This window comes from Dictyobacter arantiisoli, assembly GCF_008326305.1.
In the GTDB taxonomy this organism is placed as follows: domain Bacteria; phylum Chloroflexota; class Ktedonobacteria; order Ktedonobacterales; family Ktedonobacteraceae; genus Dictyobacter; species Dictyobacter arantiisoli.
Genome location: NZ_BIXY01000110.1, coordinates 1 through 17,463, shown reverse-complemented (window position 1 = coordinate 17,463; position 17,463 = coordinate 1). Strand labels below are relative to the sequence as shown.

The following is a 17,463-nucleotide window of genomic DNA, read 5'->3' as shown; positions in this document are numbered from 1 at the left end:
ATTTTAATCACCAACAGTGTAGACCAGGAGGCCATTTTTGCCTAGTGCCTGCAATTCCTGGAATTCCTTCATCTCATTGATTGGAGGTTTTACGGGTTCTCCAAAAATCCGGGATGACTCATAATATTAATTTCGTAAACGAAATTCGAAATACGAATAATACGAATTCGCATAAAATTTCAAAAAATGACAGAAACGACCAACAGAACTCAGACACTTATGTCTTGCGCTTCCACAGAAATATACGCGTTTAACTGCTTCTCTGCTTATCAGCTTATATTCATAAATAAAAATATATCAATCAGTGTGTTTGTATCCAATTATTTTGATGTATGAAAAACAGTTGCTAAACCTCTTGCATGGCTAATGTTTTCGTGCTATACTCCCTGTGTCTGAAGTTGGATGCCGAAGTGGAAGGGAAAATCATCTTGCGAGCAACATACGGTTTTATCAACGATCTATCCTCTCCGGGTGTCTGGATTTTCTACACGGCTTATCTGTTGATCGCCGTCTTATTCGTCGCTGTTACGTTGGCTCCGCCACCAACTGCTGCATCGAGAATATTGGCGTATGCACAAGCGGTATTGAACATCCTCCCGGTTATTGCGAAAAATGGGTTTTCCGTAGTTGCGTCGCCAGCGGTCTTATTGGGCCTGCCCCATGACGAGCCATTCACTCTGGTGAGTGCCAGTATCTCGACGCGTAGCTCTCATTTTGCATTCATTGGTCAAAATAAGTGCCATGGGGATGGAGTGCATGGTTTGCTGAAAGGGTAGATCTGTCAGGAAAGTGAGAAAGCTGCCTCTAAATAACCTCTTCAAACGTTAGATATATAGGCCCGTTTTATTACTGGCAGCACTTATATCTCTATACCAGGGAAGAGGGACTTTTATGAAAACTATGAAGACCATGAAGACCATGAAGAGGCAAAAGAAATTTGGGATGATACTAAGCCTGTTGCTTTTAACTTTCGTTCTGGCTGGTTGTACTGTTACGGTGGGTAATGGTGGTTCGAGTTCGAAATCAGGCAATGGATCATCTTTTTTGGGTGATGGCACTCCGACTGGCGGCAATACCTCATCCAATGGGAGCGGTTCATCTGGTGGCTCATCATCGACAACCATTGGTCAGCGGACAAAAACGTCCGGTTGCCAGATACAAGGGGCGTATCAAGATAAGCAATGTACACCGGGCGCGATTTTTCCCAACGCCACGAAAGCCCAGATATGTGTATCGGGCTACTCCAGTTCAGTACGTAACGTCCCAACCAGCGAGAAGACCGAGGTTTATCGAGAATATGGCATCATGCATCATACCACCGGGCAATATGAGGTAGACCATCTGATCAGCCTGGAGTTGGGTGGTTCCAATGACATTGCCAATCTCTGGCCTGAAGCTGCTTCGCCGACACCAGGATTTCATCAAAAGGATCAGGTAGAAAACTATTTACATGATCAGGTCTGTAGCGGCAAAATAAGCTTGAAGACGGCGCAGGGCGAGATCGCCAACGATTGGCTGACTGTTTATAAGAACATGCACTAAGCGCTTTCTAAAAACAAGCTGTGAGATTAGCGTTTCAAACAAAAGAAGAGTGGCGTGAGCCGACGGGCCAGAGATTTGCCGATATGCTTGCGGAATAGGGCAGCATTCACGATAGCAGGTTGCTTGAGTTGGAAATGAATGTTCCTATAAAATTCTAGATCCTGCGAGTTAAAACATTGTTCTGGCTTGATTGGCTGCCACCTTTCATGGTTGATCGTAGTGCCGGGCTGATATTTCCAGATATTGCTTCCATGGCGTACATAGACCTGATGCTCGATACATGGCAATGTATATGCCCTGGCTCCTTGATTCAGTAATCGCCGTACAAAGCCTGAACCATCATCCCCTTTGGGGCTATCATGAAAACGCGAGCGTGTCATCCAGAGGTGTTTGCGATAGAGCATTGTTCCATAGTGCATGCCCTCAACGCCGGGTGTCAACGCATGCGCATCCTCACAGCGCCAGCCTTGCATATGTTGGAGATCGAAGACCGAGTGCAGGTGAAGCCCTGTAATATCGGCGTTTCTGGTAAGAAAAGGGGCGACCTGGTAGGAGAGGCGGGAAGCAGAGTACCAATCATCATCGTCCCAATGGCAAATGATTTCTCCCCGTGCGACCTCACAGGCGAAGTTGCGTTTAGCTCCGACGCTATGGATATACTGGGGGGCGAAGTAGCGTACATTTGGTCGCTGTGAGACAAGATCAACCACCAGATCATCCCCGTCATCGACAATGATCAGTTCTTTATTGGGATAATCCTGCTGTTCAAAGTAGCGCAATGCTTGCTCGACAAAGTGGCGGCGATTCCTGGTCGGCATGATGCATGAAACAAGCGGTTGCTCCATCCCTTCCATCCCATCTCTTTCCTATAGTAGTGGTTACGAGAATTGAGCAACAAGGCGTATATCCTTTCATTCAGCTTAGATAGGCCGCAGGTTTTCTGTTTGGCTGAGGCAAAGGTTTTGTTGGGTGTCTTGCATTGCTTGCTTCTCTTTTTCTCATTATAAAGTTACTGCATAATTCTGTCAAATATGCAAATAGTAGTCAGATATGCTGCTTAAAAAGTGTAAGTGTGGTAACTATCTGCTATAGAAAGTTTTACATGTGCCTGGATGTCTATTGTCAGATGGTCGGGCTTGTGTCTATAATGGGAATATTCTTGTTCTGGGAGAGTGTAGCACAAGTATGGCAACTTTGGATCATACCTTAAACTGGGATGCATTGACTGACGAGTCGGTGCGACATTTGCAGGCCCTCTTACGTATTGACACGACGGCTCAGGAAGGTCCCGCTGTTCAGTATCTTTGCGAGCAGTTAGCAATTGAAGCGGGCATTGAGATTCGTATTCTGGAGCCAGGGTCGGGACGCCCTAATCTGTGGGCGCGTTTACGCGGAAATGGGAAGCAGCGTCCTCTGTTGTTGCTGTCGCATCTCGATGTAGTGCCGGTCGAGAGGCCCTATTGGAGCGTTGATCCTTTTGGCGGCGAGATCCACGATGGCTATATCTATGGTCGTGGAGCGGTCGATATGAAGGATATGACGGCGAAGCAATTGACTTTGTTGCTCCACTTTGCGCGGCAAGCGCAGGCCACCAGAAAAGAATTGGATCGTGATCTTGTCTTGCTGGCCGTGGCGGATGAGGAGTGCATGAGCGAATTTGGGATGGCGTGGATCATTAAGCATGCTCCAGAATTGTTGGAGGCGGAATTCGCTCTGAATGAAGGCGGTGGCTATGCGTTCCAATGTGGTTCACAACGCGTCTACGTCTGTGAAACGGCCCAGAAAGGCTCTGCGCAGGTGACATTGCGGGCGGTGGGCAAACCCGGCCATGGGGCCTTTCCTCATTCCGAAAATGCAGTGGCGCATCTGGCTCGTGCTATTTATCGACTCTCGGCTGCATCCTTACCGCTGCATGTGACCCCAACGGTTCAGCGCTTCGTTGATAAATTGGCGCTGAATCAGCCGCGCTCTAAACAATTGTTATTTCGCCAGACACTTCATCCATTGAGTTCTGGCATGGCGCTGAATATGTTGTCCGAAGATGAGATTACCCATGTCTTACGAGCGGTCCTGCACAATACTGTCTCGCCGACGTTGTTGCGCGGTGGCGATACTCTAAATGTGATACCAAGCGAAGCCTTTGCCCACCTGGATGGACGCATTGTACCGGGGCAGACTGCCCGGTCATTCTTGCGTGAAATCCAGCAACGGATCGCCGATCCGAATGTTGAAGTCGATGTTGATCTCAATTCAAGCGGTTATGAATGTCCGTCCGATACATCCATGTTTGCAGCCCTCGAAGCCGCCATCGCGCAGCATGATCCAGGTGCCATCGTTGCACCCTATATGTTTCCAGCTGTCAGCGACTCGCGTTTTCTGGCTCCGCTCGGCATAATTCCCTATGGCTTTGATCCCATGATGTCTGAGCCGGGATGTCCATTGCCCCAGCAGTTGGCTCATAATCATGATGAACGCATCTCGTTTGCTAATATGGGATTTGGCCTGCGTGTACTCCATGACACGATCCTGCAACTGAGTCGTTGAGGTCGGGTCGGATATCCACGCTTTGAGGGAATTCTGTTTTTGTTTTTCTTACCGACATCTATCTATTTTTGTCTGCTTGCTGACAAGTAGTCAAAATATACATAGCATGCTGCTACTACGTATGTTGACAAAATTTATCAAGTTTGTTATGATTAATCTATAGAAGAATGCGCACACAAGAATCGATCCTGAAGATCGAGATTGTGTATGTAAATATGATCCTGTCAGATGATGACGGTTACATTGTATGTGGGTAGCATTTGACCTTGACTATGTGGATGTTGATGGATTGCTAGTGTTTATTTTCTAGTAGCTTTCAAAAAGCAAAGCAAGCGTTTTGTTCCCGGTATTATCAATGATGTTCTATTCTATTCCTCAATGTTGATGAATAATGCAGTTGAAATCTCATAGAGAGAGGCTTTGACTGCCCTCCTGTATACGATGTACCTTCTACATGGCAGGTTTAGCAGAGAAAAATCAACGATACTTTGTATGTAGAAGGGACCCTTATTAGCATGCGTTTAAGCAAGTTAAAGTTTGTGCTCCTCGGCGCACTTTTGATGACCGTACTGGCTGCCTGCGGTGGAAGCGCGAGTCAGAGTAGTAGCACTTCCACTTCGAACGGAGTGACCACTATCAAAGTTGGTGCCGTACCTGTTCCTCATGCGGAAATTCTCCAATATATCAATGACCACCTGGCTGCCAAAGAGGGAATTAAGATCAAGATTGTCTCTTTTAATGATTATGTGCAGCCCAATACCTCCCTTCAGGATGGCTCTATCGATGCCAACTATTTCCAGCATGTTCCTTATATGGAAGATTTCAATAAGCAGCATAACATGAATATGGTGGCAGTTACGAAAGTACACATTGAGCCACTGGGTGTCTATTCACATAAAGTGAAATCCTTTAGCGAAGTTTCCAATGGCGCAGTTGTTGCTATTCCTAATGATGTCACGAATACTGGTCGTGCCTTGAAATTGTTGGCTGACAACGGCCTGATCACCTTAAAAGCGGGTGTAGGTACCTCAGCAACGGTGCATGATATTGCAAACAATCCCAAGAATCTGCAATTTAAAGAATTGGAATCGGCTCAATTGCCGCGCTCATTGGATGATACAACCCTCTCGGTGATCAATGGCAACTATGCCTTGCAGATTGGTCTGACGCCCAGCAAAGATGCGCTGGCACTCGAATCAGCCAAGAATAATCCTTATGCAAACGTGCTGGCAGTACTCAAAGGCCACGAGAATGATCCCGCGATCAAAAAGCTCGCTCAATTGCTGAATTCTCCCGAAGTCAAACAATTCATCATTAATAAGTATCATGGCTCGGTGATCCCCGCTTTCTAAGCGTCCAGATCGCAGCTTCCTGTCCCTGTTGACATCATCCTGGGACAGGGATGGCACATGTAGAGCCTCTTTTGTTTTGCTCTTGCGCTGCATGGGGCTGAATAAAAGAGGCTTTTCTTAGTTTTTTAACCGGTGAGTAGCAGTGGGAAGGGATTGAAAAGGGCGGCTGCCCTTATCAATCCTGCTTCTGCTGCTAGCGCTGGGATGCATAGGATATGCGATGATAACGATTACAAATTTGAGCAAGATATATGGTCAAAAAGAGAAGACGATTGTGGCGCTCGATACTGTCAGTTTTAACGTTCCACAGGGAGAAATTTTTGGCGTGCTGGGCCAGAGCGGCGCGGGCAAAAGTACCCTGATCCGCTGCATTAATCTTCTTGAGCGCCCGACCTCTGGTTCTATCCATATTAAAGAGCAAGAGATTACGGCGCTAAAGGGATTGGCGCTCCGTAAGGAACGTCAGCGTATCGGGATGATCTTTCAACATTTCAACCTGCTGAATTCTCGTACGGTGGCTGATAATGTGGCTTTTCCGCTGGAAGTGATGGGCTATAGCCGCTCGGCGCGTCAGGCGCGTGTGGGTGAATTGCTAGAGTTAGTCGGACTCGATGGACGGGCCAGGGCGTATCCTGCCCAGCTTTCTGGTGGGCAGAAGCAACGTGTTGGTATCGCCAGAGCTCTGGCTGCGAAACCGGATGTCTTGTTGTCTGATGAGGCTACCTCGGCCCTTGATCCCCAAACGACCCTTTCCATCCTCGAATTGTTGCGTGACCTGAACCGCACGATGGGGCTCACAATCCTTTTGATTACCCATCAGATGGATGTGGTGAAACAGATCTGCCATCAGGTAGCAATACTGGAAGCTGGCAAATTGATCGAGCAGGGGAGGGTAAGTGCGTTGGCTGCTCAACCCGATTCAAGGCTGGCGCAAACCCTCTTTCCCCATCCTGAGAGCTATCGCCCAAGGGCTGGAGCGACAGTTGTGACCATCTCTTTTACTGGTGATGCGACGGATGAGCCAATCCTCTCAAATCTGATTCGCAATTTTGATATCAATGTCAATATCCTGAGCGGCAATATTGAGAATTTTGGCGACTTGCGTCTGGGTCAATTACAGGTCGAGTTAGTCGGCGGTCAGATCGAGGCGGCTATCGACTATTTGAAAAAGCTTGGATTGCGTGTGGAGGTAAATCGCTGATGGATTGGTCTTATTGGTCTGCATTATTGCCGGATCTCTGGCAAGCTACCCAGGATACCGCGCAAATGGTCGTGATCTCAACCATTTTTACAATTATTGGTGGTTTACTCCTGGGTATCCTGCTAGTCATCACTGACCGCGATGGATTGGTAGAAGTGCGTTGGCTGCATGCGATTCTTGGCTTCATTGTCAACGTTGGTCGCTCACTACCCTTTATTATTCTGCTGGTGGCGATTACGCCGTTTACTCGTTTGCTGGTCGGGACAACGATTGGGACGACGGCGGCGATTGTACCTCTGACGATTGCGGCAATCCCATTTTTTGCGCGCCTGGCTGAAAGTTCGTTGCGTGAGGTGGATAATGGTGTCGTTGAGGCTGCCAGGGCCATGGGTTGCAATGGTTGGCAGATAATTGTCAAAGTGCTGGTGCCCGAAGCCTTACCATCCTTGATCCTGGGCGTGGCCGTGACCATTATCAGCTTGATTGGCTATTCGGCCATTGCTGGCGCAGTCGGCGCGGGCGGTCTTGGGGATCTGGCGATCCAATATGGCTATGAGCGTTTTGATACAGGTGTGATGGTTGTCACAGTTGTCCTGCTGGTTGTAATTGTCCAGATTATTCAATTCGCCGGTAGCTGGGGCGCAGCCAAAATCGCCCGCCATTAATGCCTTCTTTGTCTTACCTTTTTTATGTTTTCCCGACTTTCTGACGCTTTTCGCATCTCCAGCGCTTTTGTGAATACGCATACGTCTAAAGGCGGGACCATTACGTGATAAAGATAACCCGATTTTTAGCGCTTATAATTCTGTTTTAACAAAGTATTTGATGCCCAATCCCACCGAGATCTTACTGCTCACTTGTTGGCAGGCGCGTCGGCGCGAAAACTCATGCACCAGGATAGCGAGGATCATGGGTATCAAACACTTTGTGAGCGCTGTGGTTTATCTGTAACTTATTTATTTTTATGTAGAGAAAGAGAGTCTACTTTATGTTTGCAGTGCCAAAGAATCCTCGTTCATGGTTGCTGATCCTTCTGGTTGCCCTTGTTGTTCTGTTGACAGCTTGTGGCAGCACAGGGAGTGGAAGTACCTCTTCATCAGACTCAAATAGTAGTACAACCCTGGCTGATAAGCAGGTTTTACGCTATCCTAATGTCGGGACCGCCGATATTGGCAAGCTTGATCCGGCCAGTGGGCCAGATGCCAATTCCAATGAAGCCATTTCGATGATCTTTAGTGGACTGGTGCGCGCGGATAGTAATCTGCATGCGGTGCCCGATCAGGCCAGTTCGTGGGATATTTCGAAAGACAACAAGGTCTATACCTTCCATCTGAAATCCGGTATCAAGTTCTCTGATGGCACTCCTGTGACTGCCCAGACCTATGTCTATTCCTGGACACGTGTTTTGTTGCCAGCCGTGAAATCTCCTATTGCGCCGGTCTTAGAAGAGGCTATCATGGGTGCCAACGATGTTCTTTCCGGCAAAACCACAACCCTGAGCGGCGTGAAGGCGTTGGATGACCATACCTTCCAGGTCACACTTGTCCGTCCGACCGCTTATTTCCTGCAATTATTGACCGTCTCTCTCTTTTATCCAGTCAATCAAAGTTTCGTTGAGAAGTACGGTCAGACGGATTGGGTTAATCATGTGGTGGGCAATGGAGCCGGTACAGGACCCTTCATGGTTAAGTCCTGGCAACGGAATGTCTCGATGACGCTGGTACCTAATCCCAATTATTATGGGGCCAGAACGAAGCTCAAAGAGGTCGATATGACCTTTGTCCGCGACGTTTCGACGGGTTTCAGAGCCTATCAGGCCGGTCAATATGATTTTGTTGACAACATCTCTGCAATTGATCAGTTGCAAGCGCAGAGCATGCCTGGATTTACGCGCAAGCCGATTCTGGAGAGTGACCTCTTATTCTTCGACAATAAGACGGCTCCCTTTAACAATACAGCCGTTCGCCAGGCTTTTGCTGCGGCGATTGACAAGCAGGCATTGGTAAAGGCGGTCTATCATAACTCTGTCACGCCTGCCAGTACCATCATCCCACCTGATTCCTATGGTGCGCAGGATTATGCCGGCATTCCATATGATCCAGCTAAAGCAAAGGAATTACTAAAAACTGCCTATCCTGACAGTAGCAAGATCCCAACCATCACATTCTCTTATCCATCTACCCAGGTTCCATCCACACTGCCTGAGGTTTTACAGCAAATGTGGAAGAATACACTGGGTATCAATGTCAAGCTGAATGGGATGGAATTGACTTCCTATAATGCAGCCACAACCAAACGCAACATCCAGTTCGGCTTCACGCAGTGGGGCGTCTATTTCCCAGATCCCTACGAATGGCTTGATCTCAGCCTGCTCTCAACCTCTCCCAACAACAACGGGAGTTGGAGCAATGCTGCCTTTGATCAGACCGTCGCGCAGGCAGAGCAGACCTCTGGCGAGCAGCGTATCGCGCTCTATAACAAGGCCGAGCAGATCGCAATTGATAATGTTGGCTGGTTGCCACTTGATCATCAATCGCAGGCTGCGGTTGTTTCCAACAAGGTCCATGGTCTGAAACTGGGCAGCGGTGGATTCTACTTTGGAGACTGGTCAGATATCTACCTGACAAAATAATGCATAACGTTGCCCATCCCCAGCGGGATCTTACTGTTTGACCTGCAGGCAGGCGCTTGCGCGCCTGCGCCCTTTTTAGTATGTGGTGTAGAAAAAGTTTGGAGAACTTTTCTACACCACATACTAAAAATCTATTTGAGCACCATCGGTGCGAAAACTCATGCGCCAGGATGGCGAAGACCATGGGATTTTGTGGCTCACCCACAGGTGGGCGCTGACACGCCCACGCCTTTTAAGTGTGTGGTGCACAATAGGTGCGAAGCACCTATTGTGCACCACACACTTAAAACTCTTTTGAGCACCGCAGGTGCGAAAAATCATGCATAGAGATCATGGAGAGCATGGGAGTCCGATATACTCTTAAAAAGATTGGACCTACAAATATAGTGTAGGTCCAATCTTTTTTGCTATTTCTATTTTAAACTGAACAGGAACGTGCCGTCCAATTTAGTAGGTTTGTGAGTTTCAATTTAGCTTTTCTGTATGTTATACTACTAAAGAGTTAAAGTCACTTATTAATCTATACTTTGATGCAGTGCCACTTCAACGTATGGATGCGGACTTTCCCCGATGGGATAATGCTCTAATCATGCAGCTGTGTTTCCGCTTATATTCTCGGCTGTACTGAATCCCATTCTGTTGAATGTTCCGGCTGAAAGTGACAGGGATGTGCTATGTCTTTAAAAAGGAGTTTTATGACACAGAAACAACCACGACTACTCCCCTTGCTTGCTATTGCTCTGTTGCTCGTCATGAGCATATTTGCCCTGTTGCAGAATCTTCATCCGCAACTGGCGCACGCTGCGACCTATAACGTTCTCTTTGACGATGCGCATGCCGAAACCGCTGGCAATGCAGATTGGATTATCAGCACCAGCATGCCTGATCCGTTAGCAGAAAATGCAAATCCCCAGGTCGAAACCAATTGGACTGGTGGTATCAGTGCCTGGGGCGTAGCGCTCCAGAAGACTGGTCGGTATAGCTTGAAAACTAACACCAGTACTTTGACATATGGGAGTAGCAGTAACACTCTGGATTTAAGTCATTTTAGTGCTCTGGTATTACCTGAGCCGAACACCTTGTTCACAAGTAGTGAAAAGACCGCGATTATTAATTTTGTCAAAAACGGTGGCGGTCTATTTATGATTGCAGACCATACTGGTAGTGATCGCAACAATGATGGCGCAGATTCATTGAAGATCTTCAACGATCTCATGAATAATAATGGCATCCAGAGCGATCCCTTTGGTATCCAATTTGACGCCGTCAACATTGCCAGCGAAAATCCCAGCAATGACACTCCTTCAGCCGCCTCGGATCCATTGCTCAAAGGCCCGTTTGGGACCGCCAGTGGCACAATTATTCGCAATGGTACCACTGAGACGCTTCATCCCACCGACAATGCCAGCGTGAAAGGGGATATCTATCGGGTGAGCGCGTCCAATACTGGCACGACGAATGTGGAAGTCTCGCATAGCACCTATGGCAGTGGCCGTGTCGCGGCCATGGGAGACAGTTCAGCGATTGATGATGGCACCTGCTCTTCAGGGAACACCTGCTATAATGGCTGGAACGACAGCGCCGCCCAGGATAACATCCTCTTTCCCAACGCCACCGAATGGTTGGCCGGAGGTAGCGGTGGCACAACGGGAACTCCCACACCCACTGTAACGCCGACTGTAACCGCGACTTCAACCCCAACGAATCCAACGCCAACGCCGACTGTAACCGCGACTCCTACTTCAACGCCGACTGTAACGCCAACACCCATCGCAAGTAATCTGATCAGCAACGGGGGATTTGAGAATGGGGCGACACCCTGGGTTGAATCATCGAGTGGCGGCTATGAGATCATCGACTCATCTATGCCACATAGTGGTACAGAGAGCGCGGATTTCTGTGGAGCAAACAACTGTAGTGATAGTATCTATCAACAGGTTACGATCCCTGGCAGTATTACTTCAGCTCATTTAAGCTATGCCTGGTATATGACTACGCAGGAAACCTCGCATCCCTATGATTATTTGTATGTACGTATTCGTAATAGTAGTGGCAGTACCTTGCGAACTATACAAACAATCACCGATGGTAGCACGGCAGATAGCTGGCAGAGCGTGAGTTATGATCTCAGTGCCTATAAAGGGCAGACCGTTCAGATCGCCTTTGTCGCAACCACCGATTCACAGGAGCCTACAGAATTCTATCTTGATGATGTAGCTCTGAACGTCGCGTAAAAGTAGCATCCTTATCAACGTAAAGTTATAAAGCAAGCGGGCCAGATGGCGGAGCTATACCAGCTCTTGTTGAGGAGCACATCTGGCCTGCTTCTCTCTATCGACCTGACGGCCCCGCTTTTTTATCCCTCAAGCTCCATTTTTCTTGACATTTATACAACTGTTCTGTATACTCCTTACAGATATTCCTTCTATGAAAGGCCAATTTTATGAAATCCTTCGATGCTACTATTGTGGCAGGTTTGCGATCCTTTTAACTAAATAGCGACAGTCACGACTATAGTGCTACCTGGGAGACACATGTATGTATGTACCCATGTTGTAGTCTGATTTTGATATTACTTGTTCAGGTTTTATCAGATGTTGTGATTATATATAATCGCTGTAATTTCGCTTTCCATTGAACCTCCACAATAGCCCTCCCCGCTTGTCAAACCATTTCCCATGCAATCCTCCCCGAGAGGACCTATGCCTGTTATCCTGCTGTGCCCCCCTTACAGGGGAATCTTATAGCCTTTTTGCTTTTATTATGAAAGGATGTGTTTTTTGCGTACAAATAATTTGATTGCAATGCGTCTTGTCCTCTTCTGCGCCAGTGCCGTCCGCTGTGCTGTGAGCGCGGTTATAACGGTGCTGGTAGCCTGCCAGAACACTGTTTATAAGATCAATCTATCTATAGAAGAGGTGAGGATAACCATTGCGTATTACGCACAAACATACCAACTATATTGCTCAGCAACGCCATACACAAAAGATGCAACGTCCACGTCGTCAGCAGCGCTCCACCGCAGATGTATTCAAATGTAACAACTGCCGCCGTTTCATTGGACCTTTGCCCTATGGAGGGCATCATCGCAACCATTGTCCCTTTTGTCTCTTTTCACGCCATGTTGACGAGCGCAAAGGGGATCGCCTGAACGAATGTGGGTCGAGGATGGAGCCTTCGGGATACTTTCAGCGTCCCAATGGGGAATATGTCCTGGTACATCGCTGCCTGGGTTGTGCTTTTGAGCGTTTTAATCGCATCGCGGGTGATGATAACTTTGATCTGTTGTTGACCTTGCCCCTGGTCGCGCCGCGTACCAGCCAGGATGTCAAGCAACAGCGCCTCCAGCGCGCTCTAACAGCATCTTTTGAAGAGTCTAAAGAGATGGAATCTCTAGTGAATTCAGAGGTTGAAGTAGAAGAAGCTGACTGGTAGCGCCACCGACTGCTATCCAGTTGCGCTGCGAGTAAGATAGCTCGTTGCTTGCTTTTGGAATCAGAACAATTGAGTGTGCAGGGCAGTACCGTCTTCCTGCACACTTGCCTGTATTGGTATCCTTTTTTTAACCAGCCTGTAGTAGGACTATTCCATGTCAGGTGAAGAGGGATTGTAAAGGAAAGTGAGTTTTGTTGGTCATTATGTTTGGTGGTGAAATGGAATCAGGTTATGCATAGAGATACACAAGAGAACGAAAAAAGTGTATAATAAAGCCAATATCATGTCTAACAAACACGTACAGTGGAAGGTCGGTAGGATGCTCAAAAAGGATAATTTTTTGATCCTTCTTATTTTAGCCTGTTCGGTTCTGGTTGTGTATCTTCTTCAAATGGCCCAGCTCCTGTCCTGGTTGCGCTATATCAGTGCATTCGAAGCATTGCTCTGCGCCCTTTTTTTTACCTTCGAAGCTTTTCAATCCACGGTCCCCTGGCGAAGCAAAAGTAAATTATTGCTTAGTGCCTTGCCTTTTCTTTGTGTTTTACTGGTCATCATCCCTTTTTCATCCTACCCTTCTCCTTATTTGCTGCCTCAGGATGCGACGGATGCTGTCCTGAATGCGATTAGCACTTTCTGGGAGGAGGCATGTGGCAGCTTGCTCCTGTGTTTGATGACGGTTTTTGCCTTCAAAGTGCAAAAATTCCATAGCGAAATTGCTAGCATACATGAATAGTTGTGCTATCTATGTAATCTATGTATTTCCCTGGGATGAAGAGATGTCTTGATCTGGATGCGCCGGTGGTGTGACCGAAGGGATAACCAGGACTGGCCGTGGATTTTCGCTCTGGTAGAGGCGTTGCTCCTCAAGATCCAGATCGCGTTCAATCGTATGAAAGACCTGATCATCGATTTCACCTTGCTTACGTAATGCAATCAAGGAGCCACGCTCTTCTTGATGGATTTCGCGCTGAATACGGCGGAAACGATCTTGTGTCGCTTTCCGCCTTTTGCGCACGCTTTCGGTATCCTCATTGCTTTGTTCAAGCAGGGCTAGCTTCTTTTCATAATATGCCTTTAAGCGCTCAATATATTTTTGTAGTCGCTCATCACTTTCTCCTGTTTCATCCTGCCCACTTTTAAGCTCATCCAGCTTTTGCAATGCTGCCTGTGTAGAGGCGATGATGGCATCCCTGGTTTCCTCGCGTAACGTGGGATCGTTATCTACTTTGAACCAGCGGATCAAGGGAGCCAGGCTGAATCCCTGCACGACCAGAGTAAAGAGGATAACTCCAAAGGTCAAGAAGACAATCAGATCCCGTTCTGGAAAGGGAGCACCACTGGCTATCATGATTGGAATTGCCAATGCTGACGCCAACGAGACGCCGCCCCGCATGCCGGTCCAGCCGATCACGGCCGCATAGCGCCAGCTTACGTTGTGCCCGAGTTGTTTATTGGAAGCGGGCAAAATATGGAGCAGTCCTATCGAGGCGAAGGTCCAGAACATGCGTACAACCACTACCGTAATACTGATCAACAGGATGTATACAAAGACGGTTGATAGTGAATAGCGCGAGAGATGATACAGGAGGTTTTGCATCTGAAATCCAATAAGAAAGAAAATAAAGCTATTGAACATAAAGGTAAGGACATTCCAGAAGGAATTGGCTTGCAGGCGTGTCTCGGAAGAATAGAAGGTGGCGGCATGCTGACCAAGATATAGTCCGGTCGTGACTGCTGCCAGAACGCCGGATACTCCCACTTTTTCAGCCAGTATATAGGAGGCAAAGGCTGTCGCAACGGATACCATGACCTGGGTGGTACTATCTTCCAATTGTTTATGTACAAAGCTGGCGATTAGTGCTACGAGGAGGCCGATCAGCAGGCCACCCAGGCTGACTACGAAAAATTGGATACTGGCATTAACGAGTGAAAAGGAGCCCGTCACAGCCGCTCCAACCGCGAAGCGATACGCCACCAGTCCTGTGGCGTCGTTAACCAGACTTTCACTCTCGATGACCGAGGAGATACGTCGGATCAATCCCTGTCCTTTAATTACGGTGCCAGCCGCCACGGTATCGGTTGGGGAGACGACCGCCCCCAGCACAAAGGCAACGGCCCAGGGAATCTGAGGAATAAAGAGATGCGCGACAACCGCCACGGCGACCATCGTCGCCAGCACCAGTCCAATGGCGAGCAGTAAAATAAAGTCAAAGTCCTTACGAAACCTATGCCAGGATGTGAGCCAGGCCGATGAATAGATGAGCGGTGGTAAGAAAAAAAGCAGGATCAATTCAGGATCGAGTTCGATATGTGGAATTCCAGGAATGAAGCCTAATACGCCCCCACCCAGTACCAGTAAGATCGCATAGGGTATTCTGAGCCTGTCTGCCAGCGTCGCGAGTAGTACCGTAGACAGTAGCAATAGCATCGAGAAGAGAATAAGCTCATTTAATGGCATTGCAACTCTACCTTTCGCTGAATTGGTTAAACAGTGTATCTGTATACAATTACCCACAGACTGGCTTGTTGCGGCTGCTAAGCTGAACTTATCAGGTGGCATGCGCATAGTTGCGCTTTTTCGGTATGACAGGTCATTATCATTATAGTATCATGCCTTGCCGCTTGTTTGCTCACAGTTGGATCTTATTCTAGGACTCTGTATGTGGCTTTTATGTAGAACCTGTCACATTTTTTGTAGACGAGACGTGTTGTATAAATACAGCCATTACCATTCTGAAGGAGAAGCTGGGGATTATGTCTACTGACACCAAAAAGAGAGCGCTTCCGGAAAGCAGTACATTATCTATAGATGCTGATCGTCTTATTATCGTTACAAACCGTGGGCCGGTTGAATTTGATAAAGCGAAAGATGGTACAGTAAAGGCTCGGCGCGGCTCTGGCGGCGTGGTGACGGCTTTGACGGGTACTCTGAGCCATATGAATGCGACCTGGGTAGCCCTGGCGATGACAGATGGGGATCGGGACGTGCTCAAGAGTGCTGAGGATGGTTTGATTTCCTCTCCCATTCGCGACATTCGTGTCCGCCTGCGCTATGTGGAGGTGCCGAAGACTGTCTATCATAAGCATTATGATATGATGAGTAACCGCGTGCTCTGGTTTACACAGCACTATTTGCTTGATCAGGCAGAAGATGTTTTTACCGCTGCAAAGATGCAAGATGCCTGGGATAATGGTTATGCTCAGGTCAATCGCGCCCTGGCGGATGCGGTGAATGTAGAAATCGCCCGCGATAGCGGGAAAGCTCTGGTAATGTTGCACGATTATCACCTCTATTTAACGGCGAATATGATTCGGGAAAAGCACCCCTCAATCGCGATTCAACAATTTATTCATATTCCCTGGCCTGAAATACGCTATTGGGCCTCCTCGCTTCCTACCGATATCACACAGCAAATTTTTCAAGGTCTGCTCGGCAATGATATTCTGGGTTTTCAGACACGTTCGGATGCGGCTAATTTTCTGCAAGGGGCGCAAAGTTTGCTTGAAGATGTCCAGGTTGATGATGAGCAACGGCTGGTAACCTGGAATGGACATGAAACGCTTGTGCGGGATTATCCTATCTCTATTTCGGTTGATGATGAGCGTCGGCAGGTGCGTAGCGCTCCGGGTAAACGAGCAGCAGAGCGTATCAAGGAATTTTTAAACAAGCATACGATTATGCGTGTGGATCGTATCGAGCCTACAAAGAATATTGTGCAGGGCTTTAACGCCTATGAAACACTGCTGGATGACCATCCTGAGCTGCGTGGGAAAGTCATCTTCCTGGCCTTCCTGATCCCTTCTCGTCAATCATTGCCACTCTATCGTCGTTATCATGAAGAAACTATGAAAGCGATTGAGAGTATCAATCAGAAGTATGGGCACGAAGGATGGAAACCTATTATTTCATTTGTACAAAATGATCGTATCACCGCTCTGGCAGCCTTACAGTTCTACGATGTACTCCTGGTGAACTCCTTGATTGATGGTATGAATCTGGTGGCGAAAGAAGGGCCAGCCGTCAACAAAGTGGATGGCGTGCTGGTATTATCACGCAGCAGTGGCGCATTCCAGCAATTAGAGAATTCTTCCCTGGTGATCTCGCCTGCCAATCGCGTCGAAACCGCTGAGGCGCTTTATAATGCTCTGACCTTGCCGCATGCCGAACGCAAAGTCCTGGCCGAGCAGGCCCGGCAGGAGGTCGAGCATCATAATCTGCACAACTGGATTCTACTTCAGGTCAATGACATCAATGATCTCCTGCTGGGTCGTTAAAGATAAGAAACGATAGCGACAAGATCCACTGTAATTCAGTTGAGGATAGTGTCAGGCCACGCCTGCTACTGTCCTCACCTTGCGTCCAAGGAACCATTTACAAGCCCACGTAGCGCCTGTACCTGTAAGGGATTTCACAACCCAATAGAGACCGCCATATCATCGTCCCAGAGCCTCTGGCATTGGATGAGCGCCAGGGATGTGCCTCTGTCATCCTCTACTTCCTACGTATGTTCACCATATAAAGCATTAATTTGGACGCATAACCTCGATCTCTTCAATTGATCTTCTTTCCTATTGTACATGTTAATAGCTTATTGTATATAGCACAGCCCTCCCATCACCATGTACTCAATACATTGAGAGAGTGTCGGACTCCCATGCTCTCCACCATCTCTGTGCATGAGTTTTCGCACCTACGGTGCTCAAACATCTTTTTAGTGTGTGGTGCAGGAAAGGTGCACAGCACCTTTCCTGCACCA

At 47.9% G+C, this 17,463-nt stretch carries 13 protein-coding genes; 11 read left to right on the top strand and 2 right to left on the bottom strand.

Translation table 11 applies throughout. From position 1 onward, the window contains the following. The first annotated feature begins 428 nt into the window (after positions 1–428). The gene (locus F1593_RS24800; protein ID WP_149404244.1) at positions 429–776 is read left to right on the top strand and encodes a hypothetical protein; all 348 of its coding nucleotides are present in this window, start codon (positions 429–431) and stop codon (positions 774–776) included. A gap of 115 nt (positions 777–891) precedes the next feature. Beyond that, the gene (locus F1593_RS24795; protein ID WP_216368982.1) at positions 892–1,542 is read left to right on the top strand and encodes an HNH endonuclease; all 651 of its coding nucleotides are present in this window, start codon (positions 892–894) and stop codon (positions 1,540–1,542) included. 26 nt (positions 1,543–1,568) lie between these two features. On the opposite strand, the gene F1593_RS24790 is transcribed toward F1593_RS24795, so the two are convergent. Next, positions 1,569–2,396: a glycosyltransferase family 2 protein gene (locus F1593_RS24790; RefSeq protein ID WP_149404243.1), complete on the bottom strand. Its 828-nt coding sequence runs from the start codon at positions 2,394–2,396 to the stop codon at positions 1,569–1,571. A gap of 331 nt (positions 2,397–2,727) precedes the next feature. Here F1593_RS24790 and F1593_RS24785 point away from each other — a divergent pair, with 331 nt between their 5' ends. The 8 genes from F1593_RS24785 to F1593_RS24750 all read left to right on the top strand — a co-directional run bounded on the left by F1593_RS24785 (position 2,728) and on the right by F1593_RS24750 (position 13,439). Then, a complete protein-coding gene (locus F1593_RS24785; RefSeq protein WP_149404242.1) occupies positions 2,728–4,086 on the top strand; it encodes a M20/M25/M40 family metallo-hydrolase in 1,359 nt (452 codons plus the stop codon). A gap of 515 nt (positions 4,087–4,601) precedes the next feature. After that, a complete protein-coding gene (locus F1593_RS24780; RefSeq protein ID WP_149404241.1) occupies positions 4,602–5,438 on the top strand; it encodes a MetQ/NlpA family ABC transporter substrate-binding protein in 837 nt (278 codons plus the stop codon). A gap of 220 nt (positions 5,439–5,658) precedes the next feature. Next, complete coding sequence (locus tag F1593_RS24775) at positions 5,659–6,639, top strand: methionine ABC transporter ATP-binding protein (protein ID WP_149404240.1); 981 nt, start codon at positions 5,659–5,661, stop codon at positions 6,637–6,639. Further along, positions 6,639–7,304, top strand: a complete 666-nt coding sequence (locus F1593_RS24770; RefSeq protein WP_149404239.1) for a methionine ABC transporter permease — start codon at positions 6,639–6,641, stop codon at positions 7,302–7,304. Before F1593_RS24775 ends, F1593_RS24770 begins: the two co-directional genes overlap by 1 nt. A gap of 323 nt (positions 7,305–7,627) precedes the next feature. Then, positions 7,628–9,271 (top strand): peptide ABC transporter substrate-binding protein, encoded by a 1,644-nt coding sequence (locus tag F1593_RS24765; RefSeq protein WP_149404238.1) that lies wholly within the window; start codon positions 7,628–7,630, stop codon positions 9,269–9,271. Between the two features lie 695 nt (positions 9,272–9,966). Next, the gene (locus tag F1593_RS24760; RefSeq protein ID WP_149404237.1) at positions 9,967–11,505 is read left to right on the top strand and encodes a choice-of-anchor J domain-containing protein; all 1,539 of its coding nucleotides are present in this window, start codon (positions 9,967–9,969) and stop codon (positions 11,503–11,505) included. A gap of 697 nt (positions 11,506–12,202) precedes the next feature. Beyond that, on the top strand, positions 12,203–12,706 hold the full coding sequence (locus F1593_RS24755; protein WP_216368981.1) for an RNHCP domain-containing protein: 504 nt from the start codon (positions 12,203–12,205) through the stop codon (positions 12,704–12,706). Positions 12,707–13,046: 340 nt separating this feature from the next. Beyond that, the gene (locus tag F1593_RS24750) at positions 13,047–13,439 is read left to right on the top strand and encodes a hypothetical protein (protein WP_149404236.1); all 393 of its coding nucleotides are present in this window, start codon (positions 13,047–13,049) and stop codon (positions 13,437–13,439) included. A gap of 18 nt (positions 13,440–13,457) precedes the next feature. On the opposite strand, the gene F1593_RS24745 is transcribed toward F1593_RS24750, so the two are convergent. After that, positions 13,458–15,164 carry a Na+/H+ antiporter gene (locus tag F1593_RS24745; RefSeq protein ID WP_172632429.1) on the bottom strand — a complete coding sequence of 569 codons (1,707 nt, stop codon included), beginning with the start codon at positions 15,162–15,164 and terminating at the stop codon, positions 13,458–13,460. A 296-nt stretch (positions 15,165–15,460) separates the two neighbouring features. Between F1593_RS24745 and F1593_RS24740 the strand changes: the two genes are divergently transcribed. Further along, complete coding sequence (locus F1593_RS24740) at positions 15,461–16,981, top strand: alpha,alpha-trehalose-phosphate synthase (UDP-forming) (RefSeq protein WP_149404234.1); 1,521 nt, start codon at positions 15,461–15,463, stop codon at positions 16,979–16,981. The last annotated feature ends 482 nt before the right edge of the window (positions 16,982–17,463 follow it).